The 22097-nt window shown below is 67.2% G+C and carries 23 protein-coding genes; 5 read left to right on the forward strand and 18 right to left on the reverse strand.

Annotation, left to right across the window (positions count from 1 at the left end; genetic code table 11):
- Positions 1 to 338: 338 nt before the first annotated feature.
- Positions 339 to 887 carry a hypothetical protein gene (locus tag ACLIJ1_RS13780; protein ID WP_411366110.1) on the forward strand — a complete coding sequence of 183 codons (549 nt, stop codon included), beginning with the start codon at positions 339 to 341 and terminating at the stop codon, positions 885 to 887.
- An 817-nt stretch (positions 888 to 1704) separates the two neighbouring features.
- On the opposite strand, the gene ACLIJ1_RS13785 is transcribed toward ACLIJ1_RS13780, so the two are convergent.
- From ACLIJ1_RS13785 to ACLIJ1_RS13795, 3 genes are read right to left on the reverse strand one after another with little or no spacing between them, the layout of a single operon-like run.
- Positions 1705 to 2565, reverse strand: a complete 861-nt coding sequence (locus ACLIJ1_RS13785) for a hypothetical protein (RefSeq protein WP_411366111.1) — start codon at positions 2563 to 2565, stop codon at positions 1705 to 1707.
- A gap of 9 nt (positions 2566 to 2574) precedes the next feature.
- Entirely contained in the window at positions 2575 to 3234 is a 660-nt protein-coding gene (locus ACLIJ1_RS13790) for an HAD family hydrolase (RefSeq protein ID WP_411366112.1), read from the reverse strand.
- Between the two features lie 41 nt (positions 3235 to 3275).
- The gene (locus ACLIJ1_RS13795; RefSeq protein WP_411366113.1) at positions 3276 to 3662 is read right to left on the reverse strand and encodes a hypothetical protein; all 387 of its coding nucleotides are present in this window, start codon (positions 3660 to 3662) and stop codon (positions 3276 to 3278) included.
- 138 nt (positions 3663 to 3800) lie between these two features.
- Here ACLIJ1_RS13795 and ACLIJ1_RS13800 point away from each other — a divergent pair, with 138 nt between their 5' ends.
- Both ACLIJ1_RS13800 and ACLIJ1_RS13805 read left to right on the forward strand, forming a co-directional pair.
- On the forward strand, positions 3801 to 4454 hold the full coding sequence (locus ACLIJ1_RS13800; RefSeq protein ID WP_411366114.1) for a LuxR C-terminal-related transcriptional regulator: 654 nt from the start codon (positions 3801 to 3803) through the stop codon (positions 4452 to 4454).
- The gene (locus ACLIJ1_RS13805; RefSeq protein ID WP_411366115.1) at positions 4451 to 7012 is read left to right on the forward strand and encodes an ATP-binding protein; all 2562 of its coding nucleotides are present in this window, start codon (positions 4451 to 4453) and stop codon (positions 7010 to 7012) included. The genes ACLIJ1_RS13800 and ACLIJ1_RS13805 overlap by 4 nt, the downstream gene beginning before the upstream one ends.
- Here ACLIJ1_RS13805 and ACLIJ1_RS13810 read toward each other — a convergent pair.
- The 3 genes from ACLIJ1_RS13810 to ACLIJ1_RS13820 all read right to left on the reverse strand — a co-directional run bounded on the left by ACLIJ1_RS13810 (position 6964) and on the right by ACLIJ1_RS13820 (position 9538).
- Positions 6964 to 8550 (reverse strand): hypothetical protein, encoded by a 1587-nt coding sequence (locus ACLIJ1_RS13810; RefSeq protein ID WP_411366116.1) that lies wholly within the window; start codon positions 8548 to 8550, stop codon positions 6964 to 6966. The genes ACLIJ1_RS13805 and ACLIJ1_RS13810 overlap by 49 nt on opposite strands.
- Positions 8551 to 8640: 90 nt before the next feature.
- Complete coding sequence (locus ACLIJ1_RS13815; RefSeq protein WP_411366117.1) at positions 8641 to 9045, reverse strand: YchJ family protein; 405 nt, start codon at positions 9043 to 9045, stop codon at positions 8641 to 8643.
- Positions 9046 to 9106: 61 nt separating this feature from the next.
- Positions 9107 to 9538 (reverse strand): rhodanese-like domain-containing protein, encoded by a 432-nt coding sequence (locus ACLIJ1_RS13820; protein ID WP_411366118.1) that lies wholly within the window; start codon positions 9536 to 9538, stop codon positions 9107 to 9109.
- Between the two features lie 94 nt (positions 9539 to 9632).
- Between ACLIJ1_RS13820 and ACLIJ1_RS13825 the strand changes: the two genes are divergently transcribed.
- Entirely contained in the window at positions 9633 to 10340 is a 708-nt protein-coding gene (locus tag ACLIJ1_RS13825) for a glutathione S-transferase N-terminal domain-containing protein (protein WP_411366119.1), read from the forward strand.
- Positions 10341 to 10353: 13 nt separating this feature from the next.
- Here the strand turns inward: ACLIJ1_RS13825 and ACLIJ1_RS13830 are convergent, their stop codons facing one another.
- The 9 genes from ACLIJ1_RS13830 to ACLIJ1_RS13870 all read right to left on the reverse strand — a co-directional run bounded on the left by ACLIJ1_RS13830 (position 10354) and on the right by ACLIJ1_RS13870 (position 18565).
- A complete protein-coding gene (locus ACLIJ1_RS13830; RefSeq protein ID WP_411366120.1) occupies positions 10354 to 11481 on the reverse strand; it encodes an acyl-CoA dehydrogenase family protein in 1128 nt (375 codons plus the stop codon).
- 31 nt (positions 11482 to 11512) lie between these two features.
- Positions 11513 to 12181, reverse strand: a complete 669-nt coding sequence (locus ACLIJ1_RS13835) for an SDR family oxidoreductase (protein ID WP_411366121.1) — start codon at positions 12179 to 12181, stop codon at positions 11513 to 11515.
- An 18-nt stretch (positions 12182 to 12199) separates the two neighbouring features.
- Positions 12200 to 13390, reverse strand: a complete 1191-nt coding sequence (locus tag ACLIJ1_RS13840; RefSeq protein ID WP_411366122.1) for an acetyl-CoA C-acyltransferase — start codon at positions 13388 to 13390, stop codon at positions 12200 to 12202.
- 29 nt (positions 13391 to 13419) lie between these two features.
- Positions 13420 to 15255 carry a bifunctional isocitrate dehydrogenase kinase/phosphatase gene (gene aceK, locus ACLIJ1_RS13845; protein ID WP_411366123.1) on the reverse strand — a complete coding sequence of 612 codons (1836 nt, stop codon included), beginning with the start codon at positions 15253 to 15255 and terminating at the stop codon, positions 13420 to 13422.
- A gap of 14 nt (positions 15256 to 15269) precedes the next feature.
- Positions 15270 to 15926, reverse strand: coding sequence for a carbonate dehydratase (can, locus tag ACLIJ1_RS13850; RefSeq protein ID WP_411366124.1), 657 nt, complete (start codon positions 15924 to 15926; stop codon positions 15270 to 15272).
- Positions 15927 to 15978: 52 nt separating this feature from the next.
- Positions 15979 to 17160: an isovaleryl-CoA dehydrogenase gene (locus ACLIJ1_RS13855; RefSeq protein WP_411366125.1), complete on the reverse strand. Its 1182-nt coding sequence runs from the start codon at positions 17158 to 17160 to the stop codon at positions 15979 to 15981.
- A 48-nt stretch (positions 17161 to 17208) separates the two neighbouring features.
- Positions 17209 to 17652, reverse strand: coding sequence for a PaaI family thioesterase (locus ACLIJ1_RS13860; protein WP_411366126.1), 444 nt, complete (start codon positions 17650 to 17652; stop codon positions 17209 to 17211).
- A gap of 110 nt (positions 17653 to 17762) precedes the next feature.
- Positions 17763 to 18122, reverse strand: a complete 360-nt coding sequence (locus ACLIJ1_RS13865; protein WP_411366127.1) for a DUF1304 domain-containing protein — start codon at positions 18120 to 18122, stop codon at positions 17763 to 17765.
- Positions 18123 to 18157: 35 nt separating this feature from the next.
- Positions 18158 to 18565 (reverse strand): MerR family transcriptional regulator, encoded by a 408-nt coding sequence (locus ACLIJ1_RS13870; RefSeq protein ID WP_411366128.1) that lies wholly within the window; start codon positions 18563 to 18565, stop codon positions 18158 to 18160.
- Positions 18566 to 18684: 119 nt separating this feature from the next.
- On the opposite strand from ACLIJ1_RS13870, the gene ACLIJ1_RS13875 reads away from it, so the two are divergent.
- On the forward strand, positions 18685 to 19770 hold the full coding sequence (locus tag ACLIJ1_RS13875; protein ID WP_411366129.1) for an MBL fold metallo-hydrolase: 1086 nt from the start codon (positions 18685 to 18687) through the stop codon (positions 19768 to 19770).
- An 85-nt stretch (positions 19771 to 19855) separates the two neighbouring features.
- Here ACLIJ1_RS13875 and ACLIJ1_RS13880 read toward each other — a convergent pair whose 3' ends face one another.
- The 3 genes from ACLIJ1_RS13880 to gmhB are packed head-to-tail and all read right to left on the reverse strand — an operon-like array spanning position 19856 to position 22087.
- Entirely contained in the window at positions 19856 to 20734 is an 879-nt protein-coding gene (locus ACLIJ1_RS13880) for a M48 family metallopeptidase (RefSeq protein WP_411366130.1), read from the reverse strand.
- Positions 20735 to 20742: 8 nt separating this feature from the next.
- Positions 20743 to 21492: a lysophospholipid acyltransferase family protein gene (locus ACLIJ1_RS13885; RefSeq protein WP_411366131.1), complete on the reverse strand. Its 750-nt coding sequence runs from the start codon at positions 21490 to 21492 to the stop codon at positions 20743 to 20745.
- Between the two features lie 10 nt (positions 21493 to 21502).
- A complete protein-coding gene (gmhB, locus tag ACLIJ1_RS13890) occupies positions 21503 to 22087 on the reverse strand; it encodes a D-glycero-beta-D-manno-heptose 1,7-bisphosphate 7-phosphatase (protein WP_411366132.1) in 585 nt (194 codons plus the stop codon).
- Positions 22088 to 22097 lie beyond the last annotated feature (10 nt).

The raw sequence follows: 22097 nt of genomic DNA on the forward strand, positions 1-22097 counted from the left end.
TGCGCCAGCAGCCCGGCCATAGACTGGTTGCGTCTCGGTTTTGGACTCTCTATGCAGCTGGGGGTGCTTGCCGGCTGCTTCCTATTCGTGCGATGGCAACATGAGCTCTCTCGCGGCGTCGCTTGGAGGCTCTCAGTCGGCCTGCTCATTGCTGCAGCCTTTACGTTTGTTCTGGTGCGCGAGCCTTTGTTGCTAAGCGACACGATGGCTGACAAGTTCTATTCTTCGGGCAGCTACAAGTGCCCGGGAGTACCAGGGTTTTGGAGGCGGGGCACATGAGGTCTAACTCATTCGTTAGGCGCCTTGCCGTGACGCTGCGACTTATTCAAAGGGCCTCGATGACAACTGCAATCGCGATCACCGCGATTTGCCTTGCTGGATGCTGGGAAATGTCAATACTCACGCCGCCATCTGCTGTTCCTGAGTCTGTGCCAGTTCCCATTGTTGAAGGTGGCGCGCTTGCGCCAATTCTTCTGGTACTACCAGAGTGCAAATTCATGATCCCTGAGATTGGGTTTCCTAGATCGGAGCTAGTGTCTCCAGACCTTGTCCGGCTCCTTGGTGCTGACGTTAGCGCGGGAAAGGCGGGCGTGCCGCTGCGGCTCATCGTCGACTTCTATCGAGAAGTTGGCGATGGTCAGTTCGTCCTCTGGAGAAAGACTGACCGCACAACGGAAAACATAGGATCCTGGGGGAACGATAAAGTCGCGAGGGTTTTTCAAGGTGCTACGCTGCCCCGCGGGAGGTACCGGGTGCAGGCAACGCTAGTTGCCGGGAACTCCGAAATGGCCAAGCTGAACCCGCGGTTCTACCTCTGGTCAACGTTCGAGAAATGGCCAACCTCCGAGAACTGCAAGGCGCCGGCATATGGCGAGACGGGCACCTAACTCTTTCAATCGAGCAGACCTCCACCGGGTTGGCACTTGGCCCGCGCACTTTCCAGTGTCATCATGCGCTGCGCGGGCCAAGCACCAACCCGGTGGGGTCCGCTAAGCTCAAACGTTACCCAAAAATGGATGCACTCTTTGAACTGTTTGCGCCATTTGCCGGACATTGGCGTGCGGCAATTGCCACCTTGTCTGCGTTTTTGTCGCTGCAGTGTCGGCATTCCTCTTTGCATCTTTTACCGGCAGCCATGGCATCGGCTTGGTCTTGCTAGGCCTGGGTGTCGGCATGCTGTGGGAGTCCAAAGCACTGCCACGCCAGGGCACCCAAGGAGACAGGTCCGATGTTCAGCAATCGTGAACAGCCGGCGAACTGGTCATTGCGCTGGACGGCCGTCGGCCGTCGGTGATCTCAGACGTTAGACCTCCTATGGGTCGTGGTCATTTTGTGGTTGCGATAGCGGTGTCTACTGCTGTCGCATTTCTGTTTCTGTTTCTTGCTGCATTTGGAAGCACCAAGTACCCAGAGGACCTTGGCGGTGGCGCGAAAGGGCTACTCATTCAGCTGCCGCTTTTCGCGGGTGCAAGTCTTGGGTTCGATCGCACAGGAGCCCTCATCCTTGCCTTCATCTGGTACTTTGCAATTGCCTTTGGCTGCGTCGCTTGGTACATGCTGCGACGAGAGCCTGACTCTGGAAACTCAAAGCGATGACAGCGATGTCTTCGAACAGGTTGTCCGCCGCGGACACGCTCCTGCGCTGCGCCACAAGGCTCATGGCCGAAAGCGGATTCGGCACGGGAAGAGCCGGACACCTGGCAACTACCGCCCAGCCGGTGCAGGAATCCCCCGCCCTTCCACATTCGGCGCCGTCACAGGCCTTGCATCGACCGGCGCATTGACCGGCTGCACCGCAGGAGCCACCGCAGGCCGAACGATCGGCGCAGCCGCCCCCGCCGGCGCTTCATGCAATCCCAGCTGCGTCACCAGACTGCGCACCGCCGCATCGATCTGCACCTTCAGCGACTCCCTGGCCGCCGCCGCGTTGCTGTCGTTCAGCCGCGGCCCGCGCAGCAGGGCCGGGGCGGGCACGCGCTGGGCGGTGGCGACGGTGGCTTCACCGAGCACGGCGCCGAAGGTGCTGGGCACCAGCAGGTCGGCGCGCAGCGAGACGTGCGCGGCCGATTGCGAGTCGAGCGCGAGGAAGCTGCGCTGCGCGATGCCCAGACCGGCGAAGCCTTCCTGCGTGCCCCAAATCGAGTCGCCCGACATGGCGCCCGAGATCAGCAGCACGTGATCGGTCGGGGTCTTGAGTTCCTTCAGTTCCTTGAGCGCTTCTTCGCGGCGGGTCGCGGTGATCGTGGCGCGCTGCACGCTGGAGAAGCGGCCCGAGGCCTTGAGCTGTTCGACGGTCGCGGCTTCGAGCTGCGCCTTGAAGCCCCAGTCGGGCACGAAGGCTTCGCCCTGCTCGTTGTTGAACACGGTGGTGCCGCGCCAGGTCAGGCGCAGCGTGGTGCCCAGGGTGCTGATGACGGTGATGGACTTGCCGGTGAGGCGGCTTTGCACCGTCGGTTTGTCCACGGTGGCGCAGCCGGTCAGGCCAAGGCCGGCCCCGAGTGTGGCGAGCGGCAGCGCGGCGGTGTGGATCAGGAGGTGGCGGCGGGAGAGTTGGGCGTGGGGCATGCCCGCTTTTTACCGCAAGGCGCCGAGGTGGTCGGCCAGGTCGCCCATGTGGTGCATCACGCGCGCCACCGGCAGGCCTTCAAACGCACGGCCGTCGCCGTGCTGGCAGTAGCCCCAGACGGTCGCCCCGGCCGCGAGGCCGGCCTGCACGCCGGTCGCGGTGTCTTCGACCACCAGGCAGCGCGCGGGGTCGACGCCCAGGTGCGCAGCAGCGGCGAGGTAGACGTCGGGGTGCGGCTTGGAGCGCGGCAGGTCGTGGCCGCTGAAGATGCGGTCTTCGAAGTACGGCGCCATGCCGGCCATGCCGATCTGCATCACGACCTTGGGCCGGTCGGCGCCCGAAGCGCAGGCAATGCGTCCGGCGGTGTGGCTGTGCGCGGCGACCACCGCGTCGAGCGCACCCGCCACAGCCTGCAGCTCGGCAATCAGCCGCTGGTTGCGCCGCTCATAGAAGGCGCGCATCCAGTCTTCGGTCAGCGGCTGACCGGTCTCCAGCTCGATGCGCGCGCGTTCGTCGCGCACCGCCTTGCCGATGAAGATGCGTTCGCACTCGGCCTGCGTGAGCGGCCAGCCGGCCTCGTTGAGCATCTGGCGCAACACGCCGTTGGTGATCGGCTCGCTGTCCACCAGCACGCCGTCGCAATCGAACAGAACCGCGTCGAATTTCATGGCCCCGATTGGACCACGGGCGGCGGCGCTCCCGAACCGGTTCAGCAGCGGCCGGCGGCCTTCAGCAGGGCGTTGCACTGACCGCCTGCGGCCGGGGCGGCGGGCGCAGCGGCGGCGCCGGACTTGGCGAACGGCGTGCAGATGGCGTCGGAGTGCGGCGTCTGGCCAAAGGTCATGGCGCGCTGGAAGCCGGTGGCCGAATACAGGTAGCACTTGAAGACCGCGCCGTCCTTGGCTTTCACGGTGTAGTTGATGCGGCCGCCGCTTTCTTCGCTGCGGTCGGAAATGGTGAAGGTGCCGACCTCGCGACCGATGGCCAGCGAGGTGCGCTGGTCGATGCCGCCCTGGTCGATGGTGGCGGCGCAGCCGCCGAGCGTGAGCAGAAGGACCGTGGTCAGGGAAAGGTGTCGAAGCGGGCGGGTGTTCATGGCGTCGTCGCGAAGGTCTGCGGTGGGGGCGGATTCTGTGCGCGAACCCGGCGCCGGAGAACCCTACCGAAGGAGGGGTTGGCACCTCCTGAAAAGCGGGTCGCGGGCGGTACGATGTTTGTCGCCCACCACCGCGCCATGACCAGCCCAGCCCCCTACGCCATCGTGCTCGACGACCACCCGCTGGTCGGCCGCGGCATGGCGCAATACCTGCAGTCGATCGCACCGCAGATGCAGGTGTCGGTGGCGACGCAGTGGTCCGAGGTGCTGCAGTTGCGCAGCGAGAAGGGAGTCCCGGCGATGCTGGTGGCCGATGTGTGGCTGGCACATGGCAACTGCCTGCCGTTTCTGGAGCAATGGGTGCGCGAATGCCCCGACTCACCCTGGATCGCGGTCAGCGGTGACGACGACCCGGCGATCGCGCGGCGCGTGCGCGCAGCAGGCGCCAAGGGCTTTGTGCACAAGCAGGCCTCGCCCGAACAGTTCGGCGCGGCGCTGCGCGCAGTCATGGGCGGCGGGCAATGGTTCGACCCGGCGCTCACACCCCCGCCCGCCGCGCCTGCTCCCAAGGCCTGGGCAGTGTCGCCGCAGGAGCTGGGCCTGACGCCGCGGCAGGGCGACATCCTGCGGCTGATCCTGCGAGGCCTGCCCAACAAGCGCATCGCGACCGAACTGGGCATCACCGAGAGCACGGTGAAGGAACATGTGACCGGCATCCTGGAGCGGCTGGGTGTGCGCAACCGGGTCGAGGCGATCACTGCGCTGCGCGGCCGGCGCGTGGAGCTGCCGTGATCCGCCCCACCGCTCTGGCGCTGGCCGTCGCGCTGGCGCTGCTGGCGGGCCAGCCCGCGCAGGCGCAGCAGCAGGAGTTGCAGGCACTGGACACGCTGCAGACGCTGGCGCTGCAGGACAGCGGCCGCGCGCTGCGCGCGTTGCGGGCGCAGGCAGCGGCGTTCGAGGCTTCGCCGTCGGTCGAGGTGCAACGCACCTACCTGAGCCTGCTGGTTGGCCTCGCGTCGGACACCGGGCAGACGGCACAGGCCGACGAGGCGGCCAGGCGCCTGATGGCGCTGGCGCAGGAGCGGCGCGACGACGTGGCCCTGGTGCTCGCCACCGGTTCGGTCGTCCACCGCATGGCGGCCAGTGGCGACACCGGCGGGGCGCTGGAAAAGCTCCGCCAGATGGAGCCGGTGGCGCTGCGCAGCGGCAGCGCGGAGGCGCTGTGGGTCTACCACCTGATGCTGGGCAGCCTGCAGAACAACACCGGCCAGTTCGAGCCGGCGCTGGCCAACATCCTCAAGAGCATGGACCACGCCCGCGCCCGCCCGAAGCAGGCGCAGGCTTCGCTGCTGCGCTCGCGGGTACAGCTGGCGCTGGTCTACATGGCGATGAAGAACGGCGCGCAGGCGCTGCAGGCGATCGCCTCCGCCGACGCGTTCGCCCAGACCCTGGGCGCCACCCAGGCCCGCGGCACCCTGCAGCTCAACCGGGGCAATGTCGAATCGGGCATGGGTCACCAGGACCGGGCGCTTGAGGCCTACCGGTCGGCGCTTCAGATCGCGGGCGGTTCGGGGCTGGTGGCGCTGCAGGCGGCGGCGCTGAACAACATGGGCGACATCCACCTGCTGCGCAAGGAGTACGCCCAGGCCGAACCGCTAATGCGCCAGGCCCGCGCGAAGTACCAGGAGGCCGGCGACCTCGGCGGCGCGGCGCTGGCGCAGGCCAACCGCGGCTTCTCGCTCATGGGACAGGGCCAGGTCGATGCGGGCGTGACCGAGGTGCGGGCGGCGCTGGCGTTCCTGCAAGGCGCGGGCGCGAAGACGATGCAAGAGACGCTGCTCGACGAGCTCTCGCGCATGTACGCCCAGGCCGGCCGCTACCGCGAGGCGGTCGAGACGACCCGCGAGCAGCAGGTGCTGTCGAAGGAACTGTTCCGCGTCGAGCGCGAGCAGGCGGTGGCCACGCTGCAGAGCCAGTTCGACGCGGTGCAGCGCCAGCGGCAGATCGAACAGCTGGCGCAGGAGAACCGCGTCCAGGACGCCGAGCTGCGCACCCGGCGCATGCAGCAGATCGCGCTCGCGGCGGGTGCGGCGTTGTTGCTGCTGGGCGGTGGCGTCGTGTTCGCGCTCTACCGGCGCACGCGCCGGGCCAACCGCGAGCTGCAGGACGCCAAGCGTGTGGCCGAAGAGGCGCTGCAGGAAAAGAACCTGTTCCTCGCGACCGCCAGCCACGACCTGCGCCAGCCGGTGCACGCGATGTCGCTGATGGTCGAGGCGATCGGCCTGCGCAACCAGAACCAGGCCCTCACGCCGCTGCTGGCGGACCTCAAGAGCAGCATGAACGCGATGAGCCAGCTGTTCAACGCGCTGCTGGACCTGTCGAAGCTCGAGGCCGGGCAGACGCCCTCGCGCGCCGTGCCGGTCGCGCTGCAGCCGGTCATGGGCGAGGTGGTCCGCCTGTTCCGCGAGCAGGCGACGCTGGCCGGCCTGACGCTGCGGCTGCGGCTGCCCCGTCGCGGCGCGGCCGTGGTGGCCGACCCGGTGCTTTTGCGGCAGGCGCTGGTGAACCTGACGCACAACGCGATCCGCTACACACCGCCCCAGGGCGAGATTTTGCTGGGTGTGCGGCGGCGCGGTGCTGACTGGCTGATCGAGGTCTGGGACACCGGCATCGGCATCGCCGCCGACGAAGAGCCGCAGGTGTTCAGCCCGTATTTCCGCAGCGAGCACGCCTGGCGCATGGACAGCGCGGGGCACGGGCTGGGGCTGGCGGTGGTGGCACGCTGCGCGCGGCTGATGGGCGCGACGCATGGCTTCCAGTCGCGGCAGGGCCAGGGCTCACGCTTCTGGCTGCGGCTGCCGGCGCTGGAGCTGCCCGACGCAAGCCCCTCGCCACACGGCTCAATGGGCACATCGGTCGCGGACGCAGCGGCGCATCCGGTTGGCCGCTGCCTGGTGGTCGACGACGACCCGGCCGTGCTGACCGCGTGGTCGGCGCTGCTGGAGAGCTGGGGGGTGCAGGTCTGCTGCGTGGCCTCGGGCGCCAAGGCGCAGGAAGCCCTGGACCAGGGCTTCCTGCCGGACGCGATCCTGTGCGACCAGCGGCTGCGTTCCGGCGAGAGCGGCTTCGCCCTGCTGCGCGCGCTGCTGGAGCGTTGCCCGGGCGCCAGCGGCGCGATGGTCAGCGGCGAGTTCGACTCGCCCGAGCTGCACGACGCCGAGGCCGAGGGCTACCTGGTGCTGCGCAAGCCGGTCGACGCCGGCGATCTGCACGCGGTGCTCTCGGCCTGGCTGCCGATGGCTCAGAGGCCGTCGGGCGTGGAGCAGCCGCCCAGCGGCGGGCAGACGTAGTTGCCCTTGTAGTAGATCGAATAGGTGGTCGCCGAGGCGCCGAAGTTCATCGGGCCAAACCAGTAGTAGCCCTTGGCGCCTTCCACGTTGAGCGCGGCCACCACGGTCGCCATGCTGTCGGCGCTGTTGAGCACCGCGGTCTTGTAGCTGAACACGGCGTACTTGCTGCCGTCCTTGGCGTAGAGGTCGTAGCTCGTGCCGCCGACCATGATGGGGCCCTTGAACGCGTAGCCCTCGGCGCCCTGCGTGTTGGCCTGGGTCTCGAAGGCCGAGGCGGTCGTGGCGGATGCCACCATGCGGTAGGTGAACGGGCCGGGGCGCTGGCTGCTCTTTTCGAACAGCAGGCTGGTGGTGGTGCTGTAGATCACCGGACCGAGATAGCGGAAGCCCAGCGCGCCTTGCTGGTTGAGCAGGGTCAGGTAGGCGGCCTGGGTCGTGGGCGCCTCCACGGCGGCGTAGCTCATGTTGCCGCTGCCGGGCGTGGGCTTGACGTGGCGCGCCGAGGCCTGCAGCCCGTTGCCCGAGAAGAACACGTCGCCCTGGTAGCCATAGCCCAGGTTGCCCTGGACGTTCAGCGCAGAGACCTTGCTGCCGGCGTTGGTCACGGCCGTGCTCAGGATCTTGGTCTGGTAGGTGCGCGGGCTGGCCTGGTCGCTGAAGTAGATCGCGCCCTGCTGGCTCACGTTGCTGAAGAAGTAGTCGGTGACGTAGGTGTAGCCTGCGGCGCCTTCGTTGGTCGTCTGCGTGATGGCCGCGGCCTGTGTGGTCGGCGCGGCCAGGCCCTTGTAGATCTTGCCGGGCGCATTTTCGGCAGGGCCGATCAGCACGTAGTAGGCGATGCCTTCGTACTTGTAGTCGGGCAGGTTGGCCTTGATGCTGTCGGCTTCGGCGCTGCTGGCGGTGAAGAAGTGCACGCCCTTGCTCAGGATGTAGAAGCGGAACAGCGGCTTGAGCATGTTCTCGCCCGCGACCTTGCTCGCGAAGTAGGCCGGGCCTTCGTAGGTGTACTGCGGCAGGTTGGCGATGATGCTGTTCTTCTCGTCTTCGCTGATGGTGTAGAAGTGCACGCCGGCCGTGCGGTTGTAGAAGCGGTAGACCGGGCTGAGCGCGGTGTTGGCGGCACTGCTGGCATAGAACGCCGGGCCTTCGTACTGCAGCACCGGCAGGGTGGCGATGATGCGGTCGCGCTCTTCCACGCTGGCGGTGTAGAAGTGGGTGCCGGTCGCGGTGTTGAAGAAACGGAACACGGCCACGCGCGTGTCGGCCGCGGCCGCAGCGACCTTGGGCGTCCGGCCGGTGGTCGAACGGCTCACCGAAGCGGTGTCCTCGCCGTTGGCGGCCCGCTGCAGTTCGGCGGCATTCAAACGGGCGCCTTCGGCCATCACGGCCTGCTCGGTGAGCGTCACCGCCGCAGCCCGAGTCTCCGCTTCCCCGGTCACGCCGGACGACGAACCGCCCCCGCATCCGGCCAGCGCCAGAACCAGCCCTGCCACCACTCCACCACGCACCAGCCACTGGCGCACGCGCACGAACGACATGGACACTCCCCATGAAAAACAATCAAGGGGCGCAGTGTAGAAGCTGGTCGAGACACGGAACACCCGACGAAGGTCGGGTGCCTCCCCTGCTCAGTGCATGTCGCCGTCGACGTAGAACCAGCGCCCGCCCTCGCGCACGAAGCGGCTGGTCTCGTGCAGGCGCACACCGCGACCCTGAAAGCGCGAGCGCGCGACGAATTCGACCTCGGCATGGTCGGCGTCGATCGCGCGATGCGCCTTCACCTCCAGCCCCAGCCACTTCTGCCCCGGCTCCAGCGTGAGCTCGGCCGGGCGCGTGCTGGCGTGCCAGCTCGCTTGCAGGTAGCCGGCCCGGTCGAGCACGAAGGCGCTGTAGCGCGAGCGCATCAGGCTCTCGGCATCGGGCGCCGGGATGTCGTGGTCGAGGTAGCGGCCGCAGCAATCGGCGTAGGCGAGCGCCTTGCCGCGCGCATCGCGCCGGCCGCAGGGGCAGGCTCCGGTCGGCGCCACGCTCATGGGTCTGCCCTCCGTGCTGCGCACTGCGGGGCTGAGCGCCTTGGGAGCGGCCCGGCGACGCTCATCCGCGCGCGGCCTTGCTGGCGGCCTTGTGGGCTTCGAGGGTTTCAACCGGCGCCCCGGCCTTGGCCCAGGCGCCGAAGCCGCCGTCGATGTGGGCGACGTTGGTCATGCCCATGTCCTGCAGGGCCTTGGTCGCCAGCGCGCTGCGCCAGCCCGCGCCGCAGAACAGCACGAACTCCTTGCTCTCGTCGCCGAAAACCGGTTTGTAGTACGGCGACTCCGGGTCGACCCAGAACTCCAGCATGCCGCGCGGCGCGTGCACGCAGCCGGGCACCGTGCCTTCGCGTTCGAGCTCGCGCGGGTCGCGGATGTCGACCACCTGCAGCGTGGCGTCGCTGCCCAGGCGCGCGCGGACCTGCTCGACGCTGTAGGTGGTGATCTGGGCGGTGGCTTCGTCGACGAGGGCGCGAAAACCTTTGGTGATGGGCATGGGTGTGTCTCCTCAGGGCTGCAAAAGGGTCATCGTAGCGCGCGGCCACGGCCGGCGTTCAAGCTGCTAATGTGCGCGACGAAAGGAATGCCTCATGACCGATCTGTCCACCTTCGCCATCACCCACAAGTGGCCCGCCGCCCACCCCGAGCGCCTGCAGCTCTACAGCCTGCCCACGCCCAACGGTGTGAAGGTGTCGATCCTGCTGGAAGAGCTGGGCATACCGTACGAAGTGCACCGTGTGGCCTTCGACACCAACGACCAGCTTTCGCCCGAGTTCCTCTCGCTCAACCCGAACAACAAGATCCCCGCCATCCTCGACCCCAACGGCCCCGGCGGTCAGCCGCTGGCGCTATGGGAGTCGGGCGCGATCCTGATCTACCTGGCCGAGAAGACGGGCCAGTTCCTGCCCGCCGACCCGGCGCAACGCTATGAGACTATCCAGTGGCTGATGTTCCAGATGGGCGGTGTTGGTCCGATGTTTGGCCAGCTCGGCTTCTTCCACAAATTCGCGGGCAAGGAGATCGAGGACAAGCGCCCGCTGGGCCGCTACGCCGCCGAGACCAAGCGCCTGCTCGGCGTGCTGAACCAGCGCCTGGCGGGTCGTGCCTGGATCATGGGCGAGGACTACACCATCGCCGACATCGCCATCTTCCCGTGGGTGCGCAACCTCGTGGGCTTCTACGGCGCCGGAGACCTCGTGGGCTTCAGCGACTACCCGGAAGTGGAGCGCGTGCTGCAGGCGTTCCTGGCCCGGCCGGCGGTGGCCAAAGGCCTGACGATTCCGCCTGCGCCGAACTGACCATTCAGCGCGCTCACAGAGCGCGCTGAATGATGATCTTCTGCACGTCGCTCGTGCCTTCGTAGATCTGGCAGACGCGCACGTCGCGCCAGATGCGCTCGACCGGGAAGTCGTTCACATAGCCATAACCGCCCAGCGTCTGGATCGCCGCCGAGCAAATCTGTTCGGCGGTCTCGCTGGCGAACAGCTTGGCCATCGCGGCCTCTTTCAGGCAGGGCCGGACCGCGTCGCGCAACGCGGCAGCGTGCCAGATCAGTTGCCGCGCGGCTTCGAGCTTCGTCGCGCATTCGGCCAGCCGGAAACCCACGGCCTGGTGGTTGAAGATGGCGGTGCCGAAACTCTGCCGGTCCTTGGCATAGGCGATCGCCACGTCGAGCGCGCTGCGCGCCATGCCCACGCTCTGCGCCGCGATGCCGATGCGTCCGCCTTCGAGCGCAGAGAGCGCAATCTTGTAGCCCTCGCCTTCCTGGCCGATCAGGTTCTCGGCCGGGATGCGGCAGTTGTCGAAGTTGATCTGCGCGGTGTCGCTGCTGTGCTGGCCGACCTTGTCTTCCAGCCGCGCGACCTGCCAGCCCGGGTTGTCGGTGGGCACCATGAAGGCGCTCATGCCCTTCTTGCCCGCGCCTTTGTCGGTCACGGCGATCACCACCGCGGCCTGGCCGTTCTTGCCGCTGGTGATGAACTGCTTGACGCCGTTGATGACGTATTCGTCGCCCTCGCGCACTGCCGTGGTCCGCAGGCCGGAGGCGTCCGAGCCCACGTGCGGCTCGGTGAGGCAGAAGGCGCCCAGGATGTCGCCGCGCGCCGCGGGCACCAGCCACTGCTGCTGCTGCGCCGGCGTGCCGTACTTCATCAGGATGGCGTTGTAGGGGCAGTTGGTGACGCTGATGGCGGTGCTGGTGCCACCGTCGCCGGCCGCGATTTCTTCGAGCACGAGCGCGAGCGTCAGGTAGTCCAGCCCCGCGCCGCCCAGTTCTTCGGGCACGCAGATGCCGTAAGCGCCCAGCTCGGCCAGCCCCTGGTGTACGTCTTTCGGAAAGTGGTGATCCTTGTCCCACTTCGCGGCGTGCGGCCACAGCTGTTCCTGCGCAAAGCTGCGCACGGCGTCGCGGATCATTTCCTGGTCTTGGGTCAGCAGCATGTCTTGTCTCTTCGGGGGTTGTGTGGATCGGTCACCAGGTCGTTGCGCGGCGGCCGTCGTGGTGGATGAGGCGGCCGTTGTCGTCGGGGTTCAGATGCGCCAGCACATCGCGCAGTCCTCGCACGCTGGCTTCGGCGGTCAGCGGCGCGGCGCCGCCGCCCATGTCGGTCTGCACCCAGCCCGGGTCCAGCGTCACCAGGGTCGCCCTGGGATAGTTGAAGCGCGCGCTGCTCACGGCCATGTTCAGCGCCGCCTTGCTCACGCGGTAGAGCCAGCTGTTGCTGCCCGGTACCGCGCCGATCTGGCTCATGGCCGACGACATGGCGCCGAACACGCCGCCGGCCTCCTCGACCATCGGCATGACCTGCGGCAGCACCTGCATCAGGCCCAGCACATTGGTGTGCATCAGGGCGTCGAAAGCCTGCTGCGTCGGCGGCGAGGTGGCATTGCCCCGGTCAATCACGCCGGCCACATACAGCGCGACATCGATCTTCTCGCCATCGAGCTGCCACGACACGCCGCTCGCGCTCAGCGGGTCGGCCACGTCCAGCCGCATCGGCTCGGCGCCCAGGTCCCGCAGGCGCTCCAGCCCCGCGTCGTCGCGCGCGGTCGCGATCACGCGATCACCCGCCGCGCGGTACTGCCGCACGAACTCCAGGCCGATGCCGCGCGAGGCGCCGATGACGAGAACAGCACTCATGGCATTTTCAGAGGGGTGTTAGATCAGCTCAATCGCCATCGCCGTGGCTTCACCGCCGCCGATGCACAGCGTGGCGACGCCCTTCTTCTTGCCATGCGCCTGCAGCGCGTGCAACAGCGTCACCAGGATGCGGGCGCCCGAGGCGCCGATGGGGTGGCCCAGTGCGCAGGCACCGCCGTTGACGTTCACCTTCTCGTGGGGAATGCTCAGCTCGGTCATCAGCGCCATCGGAACGACCGCGAAGGCCTCGTTGATTTCCCACAGGTCCACGTCGCCCACGGCCCAGCCGGTCTTGGCCAGCAGCTTCTGCGTGGCGCCCACGGGTGCGGTGGCGAACCAGTTGGGTTCCTGCGCGTGCGTGGCGTGGCCGACGATGGTGGCCAGGGGCTTGAGGCCCTGCGCCTTCGCGGTCGAGGCGCGCATCAGCACCAGCGCGGCGGCACCGTCGTTGATCGACGAGGACGAAGCGGCGGTGATGGTGCCGTCTTTCTTGAACGCGGGCTTGAGCGAGGTGACCTTGTCCAGCTTGACCTTGCCCGGGCCTTCGTCCACCGACACCACGCGCTCGCCGCTGCGGTCCTTGACCGTCACGGGCGCGATTTCCTTGGCGAAGGCGCCGCTTTCGGTCGCGGCCTTGGCGCGCGTCACCGAAGCGATGGCGAAGGCGTCCTGCTGCTCGCGGGTGAAGCTGTACTTGGCGGCGCAGTCTTCGCCGAAGGTGCCCATCGAGCGGCCGGCTTCGTAGGCATCTTCGAGGCCGTCGAGCATCATGTGGTCGTAGATCTTGTCGTGGCCCATGCGGTAACCGCCGCGGCCCTTGAGCATCAGATAGGGCGCGTTGGTCATGCTCTCCATGCCGCCCGAGACCATCACGGTCGCGCTGCCGGCCAGCAGCATGTCGTGCGCCAGCATCGTGGCCTTCATGCCCGAGCCGCACATCTTGGACAGCGTCACCGCGCCGGCCGACAGCGGCAGCCCACCCTTGAGCGCGGCCTGGCGCGCGGGTGCCTGGCCCTGGCCGGCCATCAGGCAGTTGCCGAACAGCACTTCATCTACCAGCGACTTGTCCACGCCCGAGCGCTCGACGGCGGCCTTGATCGCGACCCCGCCCAGGTCGTGGGCGGACAGCGCAGCGAAGTCGCTCTGAAACGAACCCATGGGGGTGCGGGCGGCGCCGACGATGACGATGGGATCGGTGGTGTTGCTCATGTTCAGGTCTCCAAAATAAAAGGGAACAGTCAATCGAGAAGTTCTTTGTGCGCCTGCGCGCGGAAGCGCCGGGCACGCTCGTAGGGAAACACGTCGTACACATGCCCATCGGCGATGCGCTTCTGGTGCGCCTGCCAGAAGGCGGCGTCCAGCAGATCGGCGTGGTGTTTCATGAAGTCTTCCCGCACCAGCGGATTGCCCAGCAGGAAGGGCCCGAAGGTTTCGGGGAACACGTCTTTCGGGCCGACCGAATACCAGATCTCGCCCGACATCTCCTCTTCCTCATCGCGGGGCGCAGGCACGCGGCGGAAGTTGCAGTCGGTGATGTATTCGATCTCGTCGTAGTCGTAGAACACGACCTTGCCGTGGCGGGTGATGCCGAAGTTCTTCCAGAGCATGTCGCCCGGGAAGATGTTGGCCGCGACCAGATCCTTGATGGCGTTGCCGTACTCGACCACGGCCTTCGTGATCTGTTCGCGCGCGCGCTGGAGCGGGGTGTCGTCCACGCCCTCGGCCTGCAGGGTGTCGAAGGCTTCCTGCAGGTAGATGTTGAGCGGGATCATTCGCCGCTCGATGTAGCAGTGCTTGAGGATGACCTCGGTCGTGCCGTCGCCGTCGCGGTCGCTGATCTCCATCTGGCTGGGGGCGAACTTCTGGATCTCCGCGATCAGTTCGTCGGTAAAGCGGTCGCGCGGAAAGCCCACCTCGGAGAACTCCAGCGTGTCCGCCATGCGGCCCACCCGGTCGTGCTGCTTCACCAGCAGGTATTTGCCGCGGATCTGCTCGCGCGTCGTGTCCTTCTGCGGCGGGTAGTAGTCCTTGATGACCTTGAACACGAAGGGAAAGCTCGGCAGGTCGAACACCAGCATCACCATGCCCTTGATGCCGGGCGCAATGCGGAATCTGTCGGTGCTGTGGCGCATGTGCGCCAGGAAGTCGCGGTAGAACAGGGTCTTGCCCTGCTTGGCCAGGCCGAGTGCGTTGTAGAACTCGGCGCGCGGCTTGCGCGGCATCAGGCTGCGCAGAAACTGCACGTACGCGCTGGGCACCTCCATGTCGACCATGAAGTAGGCGCGGGCGAAGCTGAACAGCATCAGCAGGTCGTCTTCGCCGAACAGCGCGGCGTCGATTACGAGGCGGCCGTTTTCGTTGTGCAGGATCGGCAGCGCGAACGGCACTTCCTGGAAGCCGTTGATGATCTTGCCGACCACGTAGGCACCCTTATTCCGGTAGAACAGCCCCGAGAGCGCCTGGATCTGGAAGTTGGCGCGCAGACGGTGGTGATCGAAGCGCTGGCGCATGGCTTCGAGGATCAGACCGGCATCGCGCCCGAGATCGTCGAAGGGCACACGCAGGTCGAAGTCCTCGACCATGCGCCGCACCTCGTGGCGCATGGTGTCGTGTGTCGGGTAGTAGCTGCGGTAGGTCGGCAGCGCCCCGCGCGCGTTGTCTTCGATGTACTCGGTCGACACGGCCGGCCGCACGAAGATGAAGTCGTTCTGGAAGTACGCGCGCTGCAGGATCTTGGTGGTGACCGAGTTGAAGAAGGTCTCGGCCAGCTCGGGCTGGTGGTGGTTCACCAGCAGGCCGATGTAGTGCAGCTTGACCTGCTCCCAGACCTCCATCGGCTGCGCGTCGGCCCTGAACTCCTTGACCAGCCGCTTGACGCACTCATGGACCCGCAGGTCATAGAACTCGATGCGCTCGCGCTGGGCGCGCTGCTGGCCCGGCCAGTCGCGCGTCTCGAACCGGTGCTTGGCGCGCGCGGACTCGGCGCGGAACAGGCGGTAGTGGCGGTTGAACCCGTCCATCATCGCCTTGGCGACGTCGTAGGCCACGGTCGAGTCCAGACGCTGGGGAAACATGGCCGGTCGATACCTCAGGTCTCGGCGCGCGGGTAGCGCTTGAGCGCATTGCGGAACTGCGGCATGACTTCTTCCGGGCGGCTGATGCTCAACCCGAGGTCTTTCACCAGGCCGTCCTTGAGGCCATAGCACCAGCCGTGCACCGACACCTTCTGGCCGCGCGCCCAGGCGTCCTGCAGCACGTTGGTCAGCGCCACGTTGCCCACCTGCTCGATCACGTTCATTTCGCACAGCACGTCTTCCTGCACCGCCACGGGCAGGTGGTCCAGGCGCTTGCGGTGGCGCATCTTCACGTCGTGCACATGGCGCAGCCAGTTGTCGGCCAGGCCGACGCGCGCGCCGCGCAGCGTGGCCAGCACGCCACCGCAACCGTAGTGACCGACGACCAGGATGTGCTCGACCTTGAGGTACTCGACCGCGAACTGGATCACCGACAGCGCATTCAGGTCGGAGTGCACCACCACGTTGGCCACGTTGCGGTGCACGAAGACTTCACCCGGCTCCAGCCCGGTGATCTGGTTGGCCGGCACCCGGCTGTCGGAACAGCCGATCCACAGGTACTTGGGGTTCTGCTGCTGGGCCAGCTGGCTGAAATAGCCTGGCCGGTCGCGCTCGGTCTCGGCGGCCCAGCGGCGGTTGTTCTCGATCAGGGTCTGGATGGATGTGCTCATGCGGCGATGTTACCTAGGCGACACGCGCAGCGGCGGAGCGTGGGGGCCACATTCAGCACGTTTCCGCGAACAGCTCGCGGCCGATCAGCATGCGGCGGATTTCGCTGGTGCCGGCACCGATCTCGTACAGCTTGGCGTCGCGCCACAGGCGGCCCAGCGGGTACTCGTTGATGTAGCCGTTGCCGCCGTAGATCTGCACGCCCTCGCCCGCCATCCAGGTTGCCTTCTCGGCAGTCCAGAGGATCACCGAGGCGCAGTCCTTGCGCACCTGGCGCACGTGGTCGGTACCCAGCAGATCGAGGTTCTTGGCCACGGTGTAGGCGAAGCTGCGCGCGGCCTGCAGCACGGTGTACATGTCGGCGACCTTGCCCTGGATCAGCTGGAACTCGCCGATGCTCTGGCCGAACTGCTTGCGGTCGTGGATGTACGGGATCACGTTGTCCATGACCGACTGCATGATGCCCAGCGGCCCGCCGGTGAGCACGGCGCGCTCATAGTCCAGGCCCGACATCAGCACCTTCGCACCCATGTTCAGGCCACCCAGGATGTTCTCGGCCGGCACTTCGACGTCCTGGAACACCAGTTCGCCGGTGTGGCTGCCGCGCATGCCCAGCTTGTCGAGCTTCTGGGCGATCGAGAAGCCCTTCATGCCCTTTTCGATCAGGAAGGCGGTGACACCGCGCGCGCCCATCTCGGGCTCGCTCTTGGCATAGACCACCAGGGTGTCGGCATCCGGGCCGTTGGTGATCCACATCTTGTTGCCGTTGAGCAGGTAGTAGCCGCCCTTGTCCTCGGCCTTCAGCTTCATGCTGATCACGTCGGAGCCGGCGCCCGGTTCGCTCATGGCCAGCGCGCCCACGTGTTCGCCGCTGATGAGCTTGGGCAGGTACTTGGCCTTCTGCGCGTCGGTGCCGTTGCGGTTGATCTGGTTCACACACAGGTTGCTGTGCGCGCCGTAGCTCAGGCCCACCGAGGCGCTGGCGCGGCTGATTTCTTCCATCGCGACCATGTGCGCGAGGTAGCCCATGTTGGCGCCGCCGTACTGCTCGGGCACAGTGATGCCCAGCACGCCCAGTTCGCCCATCTTGCGCCAGCAGTCCATCGGGAACTGGTCGGTGCGGTCGATCTCGGCTGCGCGTGGTGCGATCTCGGCCTGTGCAAAGTCGCGCACCGCATCACGCAGGGCGTCGATGTCTTCACCGAGCTGGAAATTGAGGCCGGGCAGGTTGGTCATGTTGTGTCTCCGTTGGGCGTTGGGCGTTGGGCGTTGGGCGTTGAATGTTCAATAGGTCTTGGGCACCGGCACCAGGGTCTGCTGCATCACGGCGCAGTCCGAGCGTTTGCCGTCGGCCGCCACGTGCACCACCTCCGCGGTGGTCACGATGATGCGTTTGCCGGCCTTGGTCACGCGACCAGTGGCGTGCAGTTCGCCGCCCTGGAAGGCCGCGAGGAAGTTGATCTTGTATTCGACGGTCGTGACTTCCATGCCCTCGGGCGCCACCGTCAGTGCCGCGTAGCCCCCCGCGATGTCGGCCAGTGCGCCCATGGCACCGCCGTGAAAGCCGCCTTGCTGTTGCGTCACGCGGTCGGAATACGGGAGAGCCAACGCGACCTCGCCGGACGCCACGGCCAGCAGGCGCACACCGAGCGCCTGCATCATCCCCTGGCGGTCCAGGCTGGTCTGCACGCGCTGGCGCAGGGCGTCGTGGTCGGTGGACTGGGTCATGGATCTGATTTACGTTTACGTAAACGTCAATTATGACCGACGCCGATCCGATGCGGCAAGTGCGGATCAACCCGCAGACCGTTGCCGCCGCGTTCGGCGGCGAAAAAGGATCAGCGTGAGAGGAACAGCGCGGCAAGCCCCAGAGCGGCGGGCACGGCCTGGATGAACAGGATCTTGCGGGTGGCGGTCGCGGCGCCGTAGAGGCCGGCGACCAGGATGCAGGCAAGGAAAAACACCTTCACGCCAAAACCTTCAGCGCCCAGCCAGAGCCCCCAGAACAGGCCGGCCGCGAGAAAGCCGTTGTACAGCCCCTGGTTGGCGGCCAGCGCCTTGCTGGCGGCGGAAAACTCGGGCGTGAGGTTGAAGGCCTTGCGGCCCTTGGGGGTGTCCCAGAGAAACATTTCCAGCACGAGGATGTAGACGTGCAGGACGGCCAGCAGGGCCACGATGGCGGTTGCGACAAGAGCCATGGTCGAAGGTGGAAAGAGCAAAAGGGACCCGCAGTCTAGACCTTGCCGGACTTTTCCACCTTGGCCAGTAGCGCCCTGGCCTCCTTCTCGTGCACCTTGACCTCGTCGAGGTTGGCCACTAGGTCGGCCAGCTGCTCTTCCAGCTGCCGCTTGTGGTCGGCCAGCACGGTGAGGAACTTGCGCAGCTGCGGCCCGGTGTCGCGCGGGCTGTCATACATGTCGATGATGTCCTTGGCCTCGGTCAGCGACAGGCCCAGGCGCTTGGCGCGCAGCGTGAGCTTCAGCCGCGTGCGGTCGCGCGAGCTGTAGACACGGTTGCGGCCCCCCGGCCCCTCGCGCTGCGGCTGGATCAGCCCCATGTCCTCGTAGAAGCGGATGGCGCGCGTGGTCAGGTCGAACTCGCGCGCGAGATCGCTGATGGAATAGGTCGGGTTGGTCGCCATGGTCTTGGAGGGGGTGTCGGCTTTCGGACAGCCGCGGCCGGGATCGCTCCCTAGAATGCATCGCAGCCTGACGTTTACGTCAACGTCAGTTTAACGGAACGCCCTTCGAGAAACGGCCCATGACCTCTGCCACCAAAGACCAGCTCGAAGCCCGGCTTCACTACCCGCAGGGAGATGCCCTGCCCGAGCCCGGCCGCACGCTGGTGGTCGCGCCCGGCGTGAAGTGGATCCGCATGGCGCTGCCGTTTGCGCTGGACCACATCAACCTCTGGCTGCTGCGCGACACGCTGGACGGTCGCGAAGGCTGGACGGTGGTGGACACCTGCATTGCGCGCGACGAAGCGAAGGCGCAGTGGGAAGAGATCTTTGCAAACGAGCTCGAAGGCTTGCCGGTCCTGCGCCTGGTGGTCACACACATGCACCCCGACCACATCGGCCTGGCGCAGTGGCTGTGCGAGCGCTGGAGCACACCCGACCACGATTGCAGGCTCTGGATCAGCGGGACGGACTACCACATGGCCCGCATCGGCTCGCGCAGCACCACCGGCTTCGGTGGCGACGGCGCGGCCGCGTTTTTCCGCGCGCACGGCCTGCTCGATCCGGCCTCGCTGGAGAAGATCCGTGCCCGCGCGGGCTACTACCCCGGCCTGGTGCCGGGCGTGCCGAGCCAGTACCGGCGGCTGATGGACGGGCAGGTGGTGGACATCGGTGGCCACGGCTGGCGCTGCATCGCGGGCTACGGCCACGCACCCGAACACATGGCGCTGCACTGCGATGCGCTCGGTTTGCTGATCAGCGGCGACATGGTGCTGCCACGCATCAGCACCAACGTCAGCGTGTACGACGTGGAACCCGAGAGCGATCCGCTGTCGCAGTTCCTCGACTCGCTGGAGCGCTACCTGCCGCTGCCGCCCGACACACTGGTGCTGCCCTCACACGGCAAGCCCTTCACCGGCCTGCACGAACGCATCAAGCAGCTGCAGGAACACCACGACGACCGGCTGGCCGAGGTGCTGGAAGCCTGCGCCCAGCGACCGCACAGCGCCTGGGAAATGATCCCGGTGCTGTTCCACCGCCCGCTGGACCTGCACCAGAGCACCTTCGCGATGGGCGAGTCGGTGGCCCACCTGCACCGGCTTTGGTTCCAGGGCAAGCTGCGGCGCACACAGGATGTCGACGGGGTCTGGCGCTTCAGCGCGGTCTAGCCGGCGTTTCACCGCCGGGCCGCCCCAAAGTGAAACGCGCTCCCTCTGGGTGCACCGACCCGCGCAGCGGCGGAGCGCGGGGGCCTTACGACAACGCCACGCGCTTGAGCGCTTTGCGCCGCTGCAGGTGGTCGGGCATCACGCTGGCGACCACGTCCCAGAACTGCGGACTGTGGTCCATGTGGCGCAGGTGGCTCAGTTCGTGCACGACCACGTAGTCGATCATCTCGGGCTTGAGGTGCACCAGGCGCCAGTTCAGGCGAATCGTGCCGTCGGCGCTCGCGCTGCCCCAGCGTGTGCCGGCGCTGGACAGCCGCAGCTTCGTGTACGTCACGCCGAGCTGAGGCGCAAACCTGTCCAGGCTCTCGGTGAACAGCTGCTGCGCCTGCCGCATCAGCCAGGCCTGCGCCGCGTCGCGGATCTGCCCCTCGCCCGCGTTGTTCGCCAGCCCCAGCCACAAGGTCGCCGGGCGTTCCCCGTCGGCCGGCTCCAGCACCGCGCCGACCTGCTTGAACCCGTGGGCCGGGTCCAGCCGCAGGCAGACGCGCTGCCCCAGGAAGTCGAATTCGGCCCCATCGGCCCAGACCGTGCGGGACCGCTCCAGTGCGCCGGCCCGCTCACGCGCATCGCGCAGCTTGTCGAGCACCCAGCCCGACTTCTCGTGCAGATAGGCCTCGACCTCGCCCACGGGCGTCCAGCGCGGCGCGCGCACGCTCAGGCCCTCCGGGCTGACCGACAGCCCGATGGTGCGGCGCTTGCCGCGCGCGAATTCGTAGGCCACTTCGTACCCGGCCAGGCGCACGCGCCGGTTGGCGCGCGGGTGGTGCCAGGTGCCGGGCTGGAACACTGCCGTCATCGACTCGGCCGGCGGCCCGTCGACGCGCGGCGCCGCAGGCGCCGGTGGCTTCGCCACCGGGTCGGACCCGGTCAGAAAATCAAGCGCCAGCTGGACGAAGCGCTGCATGGATCGACTCAGGCCTTGGTGTAGGCGTCCGGGTCGAGCCGGTGCATCTCGCCTTCGATCCAGTCCTCGACCTCTTTCATCAGCTCGTCGGCGTCGCGGCCGGCACTGGGAATCGGCTTGCCGATCGAGAACTCGACCGTACCCGGCTTCTTCACGAAGGCCTTGCGCGGCCAGCACTTGGCCGAGGTCACGGCGATCGGGATCACCGGGGCTCCGGTGCGGATCGCCAGCCGCGTGCCGCCGGTCTTGTAGACGCCCTTCTCGCCGCGCGCGATGCGCGTGCCTTCGGGGAACATGATGACCCAGGTGCCCTGGTCGAGTAGGCGCTGGCCCTGCTGCACCACCTTGACGAAGGCGCGTGCGCCGTCGGCGCGGTCGATGTGGATCATGTCCATGCGGCCCATGGCCCAGCCGAAGAACGGCACCCGCAGCAGTTCCTTCTTGAACACGAAGGCCAGCGGGTGCGGCATCAGCGCCGCCATGCTGAAGGTCTCCCACAGCGACTGGTGCTTGACCAGCAGCACCGCCGGTGCGGTCGTCCCGACCGGCAGGTTCTCGTAGCCGATCACCTTGTTGCGGATGCCCAGGATCACGGTACCGCCGTCGACCGCCAGCTTGAGCCAGCGTGCGCACATCCAGTAGACCTTCGTGCTGTTGAGAAAGGGCGCGGCGATCACCACCGCCAGCGCCCAGGGCACGACGGTCACCGCCATGAACAGCATGTGAAGCACCGCGCGCAGGAAATTGATCAGATACATGGGGAAGGTGTCAGGTGGTGGGCTCGGGCTGCGCCAGCAGCCAGTCGGCAAAAGCGGCAAGGTCCTGGTGCAGGAGGCAGCCCGGCGGCAGACCGGTGACCTCGGCTCCGGCGGCATCACCGGCGCCGACCACACTGCGCAGGTGCTCGGACTTGCCGGTCAGCAGCAGGTGCGTCGGGCAGCCGGCGGCGGCGCCCGCCTGCACGTGGCGCAAGGCATTGCCCACGGCGGGCACGTCCTCCAGAGGAAGACCGAAACGATCACCCACCTGTTCGAACAGGCCCGGCTCCGGCTTGCGGCAATGGCAGGCGTCTTCGGGCGCGTGCGGACAGAAAAAGATCGCCTCGACCCGCCCGCCGACCGCCGCCAACGCGCGGTGCAACTTGGCGTGGATCGCGTTGAGCGAGGCCATGTCGAACAGGCCGCGGCCGATGCCCGACTGGTTGGTCGCCAGCACCACGCGCCAGCCGCCGTGGTTCAACCGAGCCACGGCTTCGAGCGCGCCGGGCAGCGCCTCCCACTCGTCGGCCGAGGCCACATAGTCGTCGCGACTGCGGTTGAGCGTGCCGTCGCGGTCGAGGATCAGCAGTTTCATGCGGGCTTCC

This window comes from Hydrogenophaga sp. RWCD_12 (assembly GCF_046604225.1).
In the GTDB taxonomy this organism is placed as follows: domain Bacteria; phylum Pseudomonadota; class Gammaproteobacteria; order Burkholderiales; family Burkholderiaceae_C; genus Hydrogenophaga.

Coding starts and splice junctions, on each gene's coding strand:
- ACLIJ1_RS13780 (WP_411366110.1), top strand. CDS start 339: ATGACAACTGCAATCGCGATCACCGCGATTTGCCTTGCTGGATGCTGG.
- ACLIJ1_RS13785 (WP_411366111.1), bottom strand. CDS start 2,565: ATGCCCCACGCCCAACTCTCCCGCCGCCACCTCCTGATCCACACCGCC.
- ACLIJ1_RS13790 (WP_411366112.1), bottom strand. CDS start 3,234: ATGAAATTCGACGCGGTTCTGTTCGATTGCGACGGCGTGCTGGTGGAC.
- ACLIJ1_RS13795 (WP_411366113.1), bottom strand. CDS start 3,662: ATGAACACCCGCCCGCTTCGACACCTTTCCCTGACCACGGTCCTTCTG.
- ACLIJ1_RS13800 (WP_411366114.1), top strand. CDS start 3,801: ATGACCAGCCCAGCCCCCTACGCCATCGTGCTCGACGACCACCCGCTG.
- ACLIJ1_RS13810 (WP_411366116.1), bottom strand. CDS start 8,550: ATGTCGTTCGTGCGCGTGCGCCAGTGGCTGGTGCGTGGTGGAGTGGTG.
- ACLIJ1_RS13815 (WP_411366117.1), bottom strand. CDS start 9,045: ATGAGCGTGGCGCCGACCGGAGCCTGCCCCTGCGGCCGGCGCGATGCG.
- ACLIJ1_RS13820 (WP_411366118.1), bottom strand. CDS start 9,538: ATGCCCATCACCAAAGGTTTTCGCGCCCTCGTCGACGAAGCCACCGCC.
- ACLIJ1_RS13825 (WP_411366119.1), top strand. CDS start 9,633: ATGACCGATCTGTCCACCTTCGCCATCACCCACAAGTGGCCCGCCGCC.
- ACLIJ1_RS13830 (WP_411366120.1), bottom strand. CDS start 11,481: ATGCTGCTGACCCAAGACCAGGAAATGATCCGCGACGCCGTGCGCAGC.
- ACLIJ1_RS13835 (WP_411366121.1), bottom strand. CDS start 12,181: ATGAGTGCTGTTCTCGTCATCGGCGCCTCGCGCGGCATCGGCCTGGAG.
- ACLIJ1_RS13840 (WP_411366122.1), bottom strand. CDS start 13,390: ATGAGCAACACCACCGATCCCATCGTCATCGTCGGCGCCGCCCGCACC.
- aceK (WP_411366123.1), bottom strand. CDS start 15,255: ATGTTTCCCCAGCGTCTGGACTCGACCGTGGCCTACGACGTCGCCAAG.
- can (WP_411366124.1), bottom strand. CDS start 15,926: ATGAGCACATCCATCCAGACCCTGATCGAGAACAACCGCCGCTGGGCC.
- ACLIJ1_RS13855 (WP_411366125.1), bottom strand. CDS start 17,160: ATGACCAACCTGCCCGGCCTCAATTTCCAGCTCGGTGAAGACATCGAC.
- ACLIJ1_RS13860 (WP_411366126.1), bottom strand. CDS start 17,652: ATGACCCAGTCCACCGACCACGACGCCCTGCGCCAGCGCGTGCAGACC.
- ACLIJ1_RS13865 (WP_411366127.1), bottom strand. CDS start 18,122: ATGGCTCTTGTCGCAACCGCCATCGTGGCCCTGCTGGCCGTCCTGCAC.
- ACLIJ1_RS13870 (WP_411366128.1), bottom strand. CDS start 18,565: ATGGCGACCAACCCGACCTATTCCATCAGCGATCTCGCGCGCGAGTTC.
- ACLIJ1_RS13875 (WP_411366129.1), top strand. CDS start 18,685: ATGACCTCTGCCACCAAAGACCAGCTCGAAGCCCGGCTTCACTACCCG.
- ACLIJ1_RS13880 (WP_411366130.1), bottom strand. CDS start 20,734: ATGCAGCGCTTCGTCCAGCTGGCGCTTGATTTTCTGACCGGGTCCGAC.
- ACLIJ1_RS13885 (WP_411366131.1), bottom strand. CDS start 21,492: ATGTATCTGATCAATTTCCTGCGCGCGGTGCTTCACATGCTGTTCATG.
- gmhB (WP_411366132.1), bottom strand. CDS start 22,087: ATGAAACTGCTGATCCTCGACCGCGACGGCACGCTCAACCGCAGTCGC.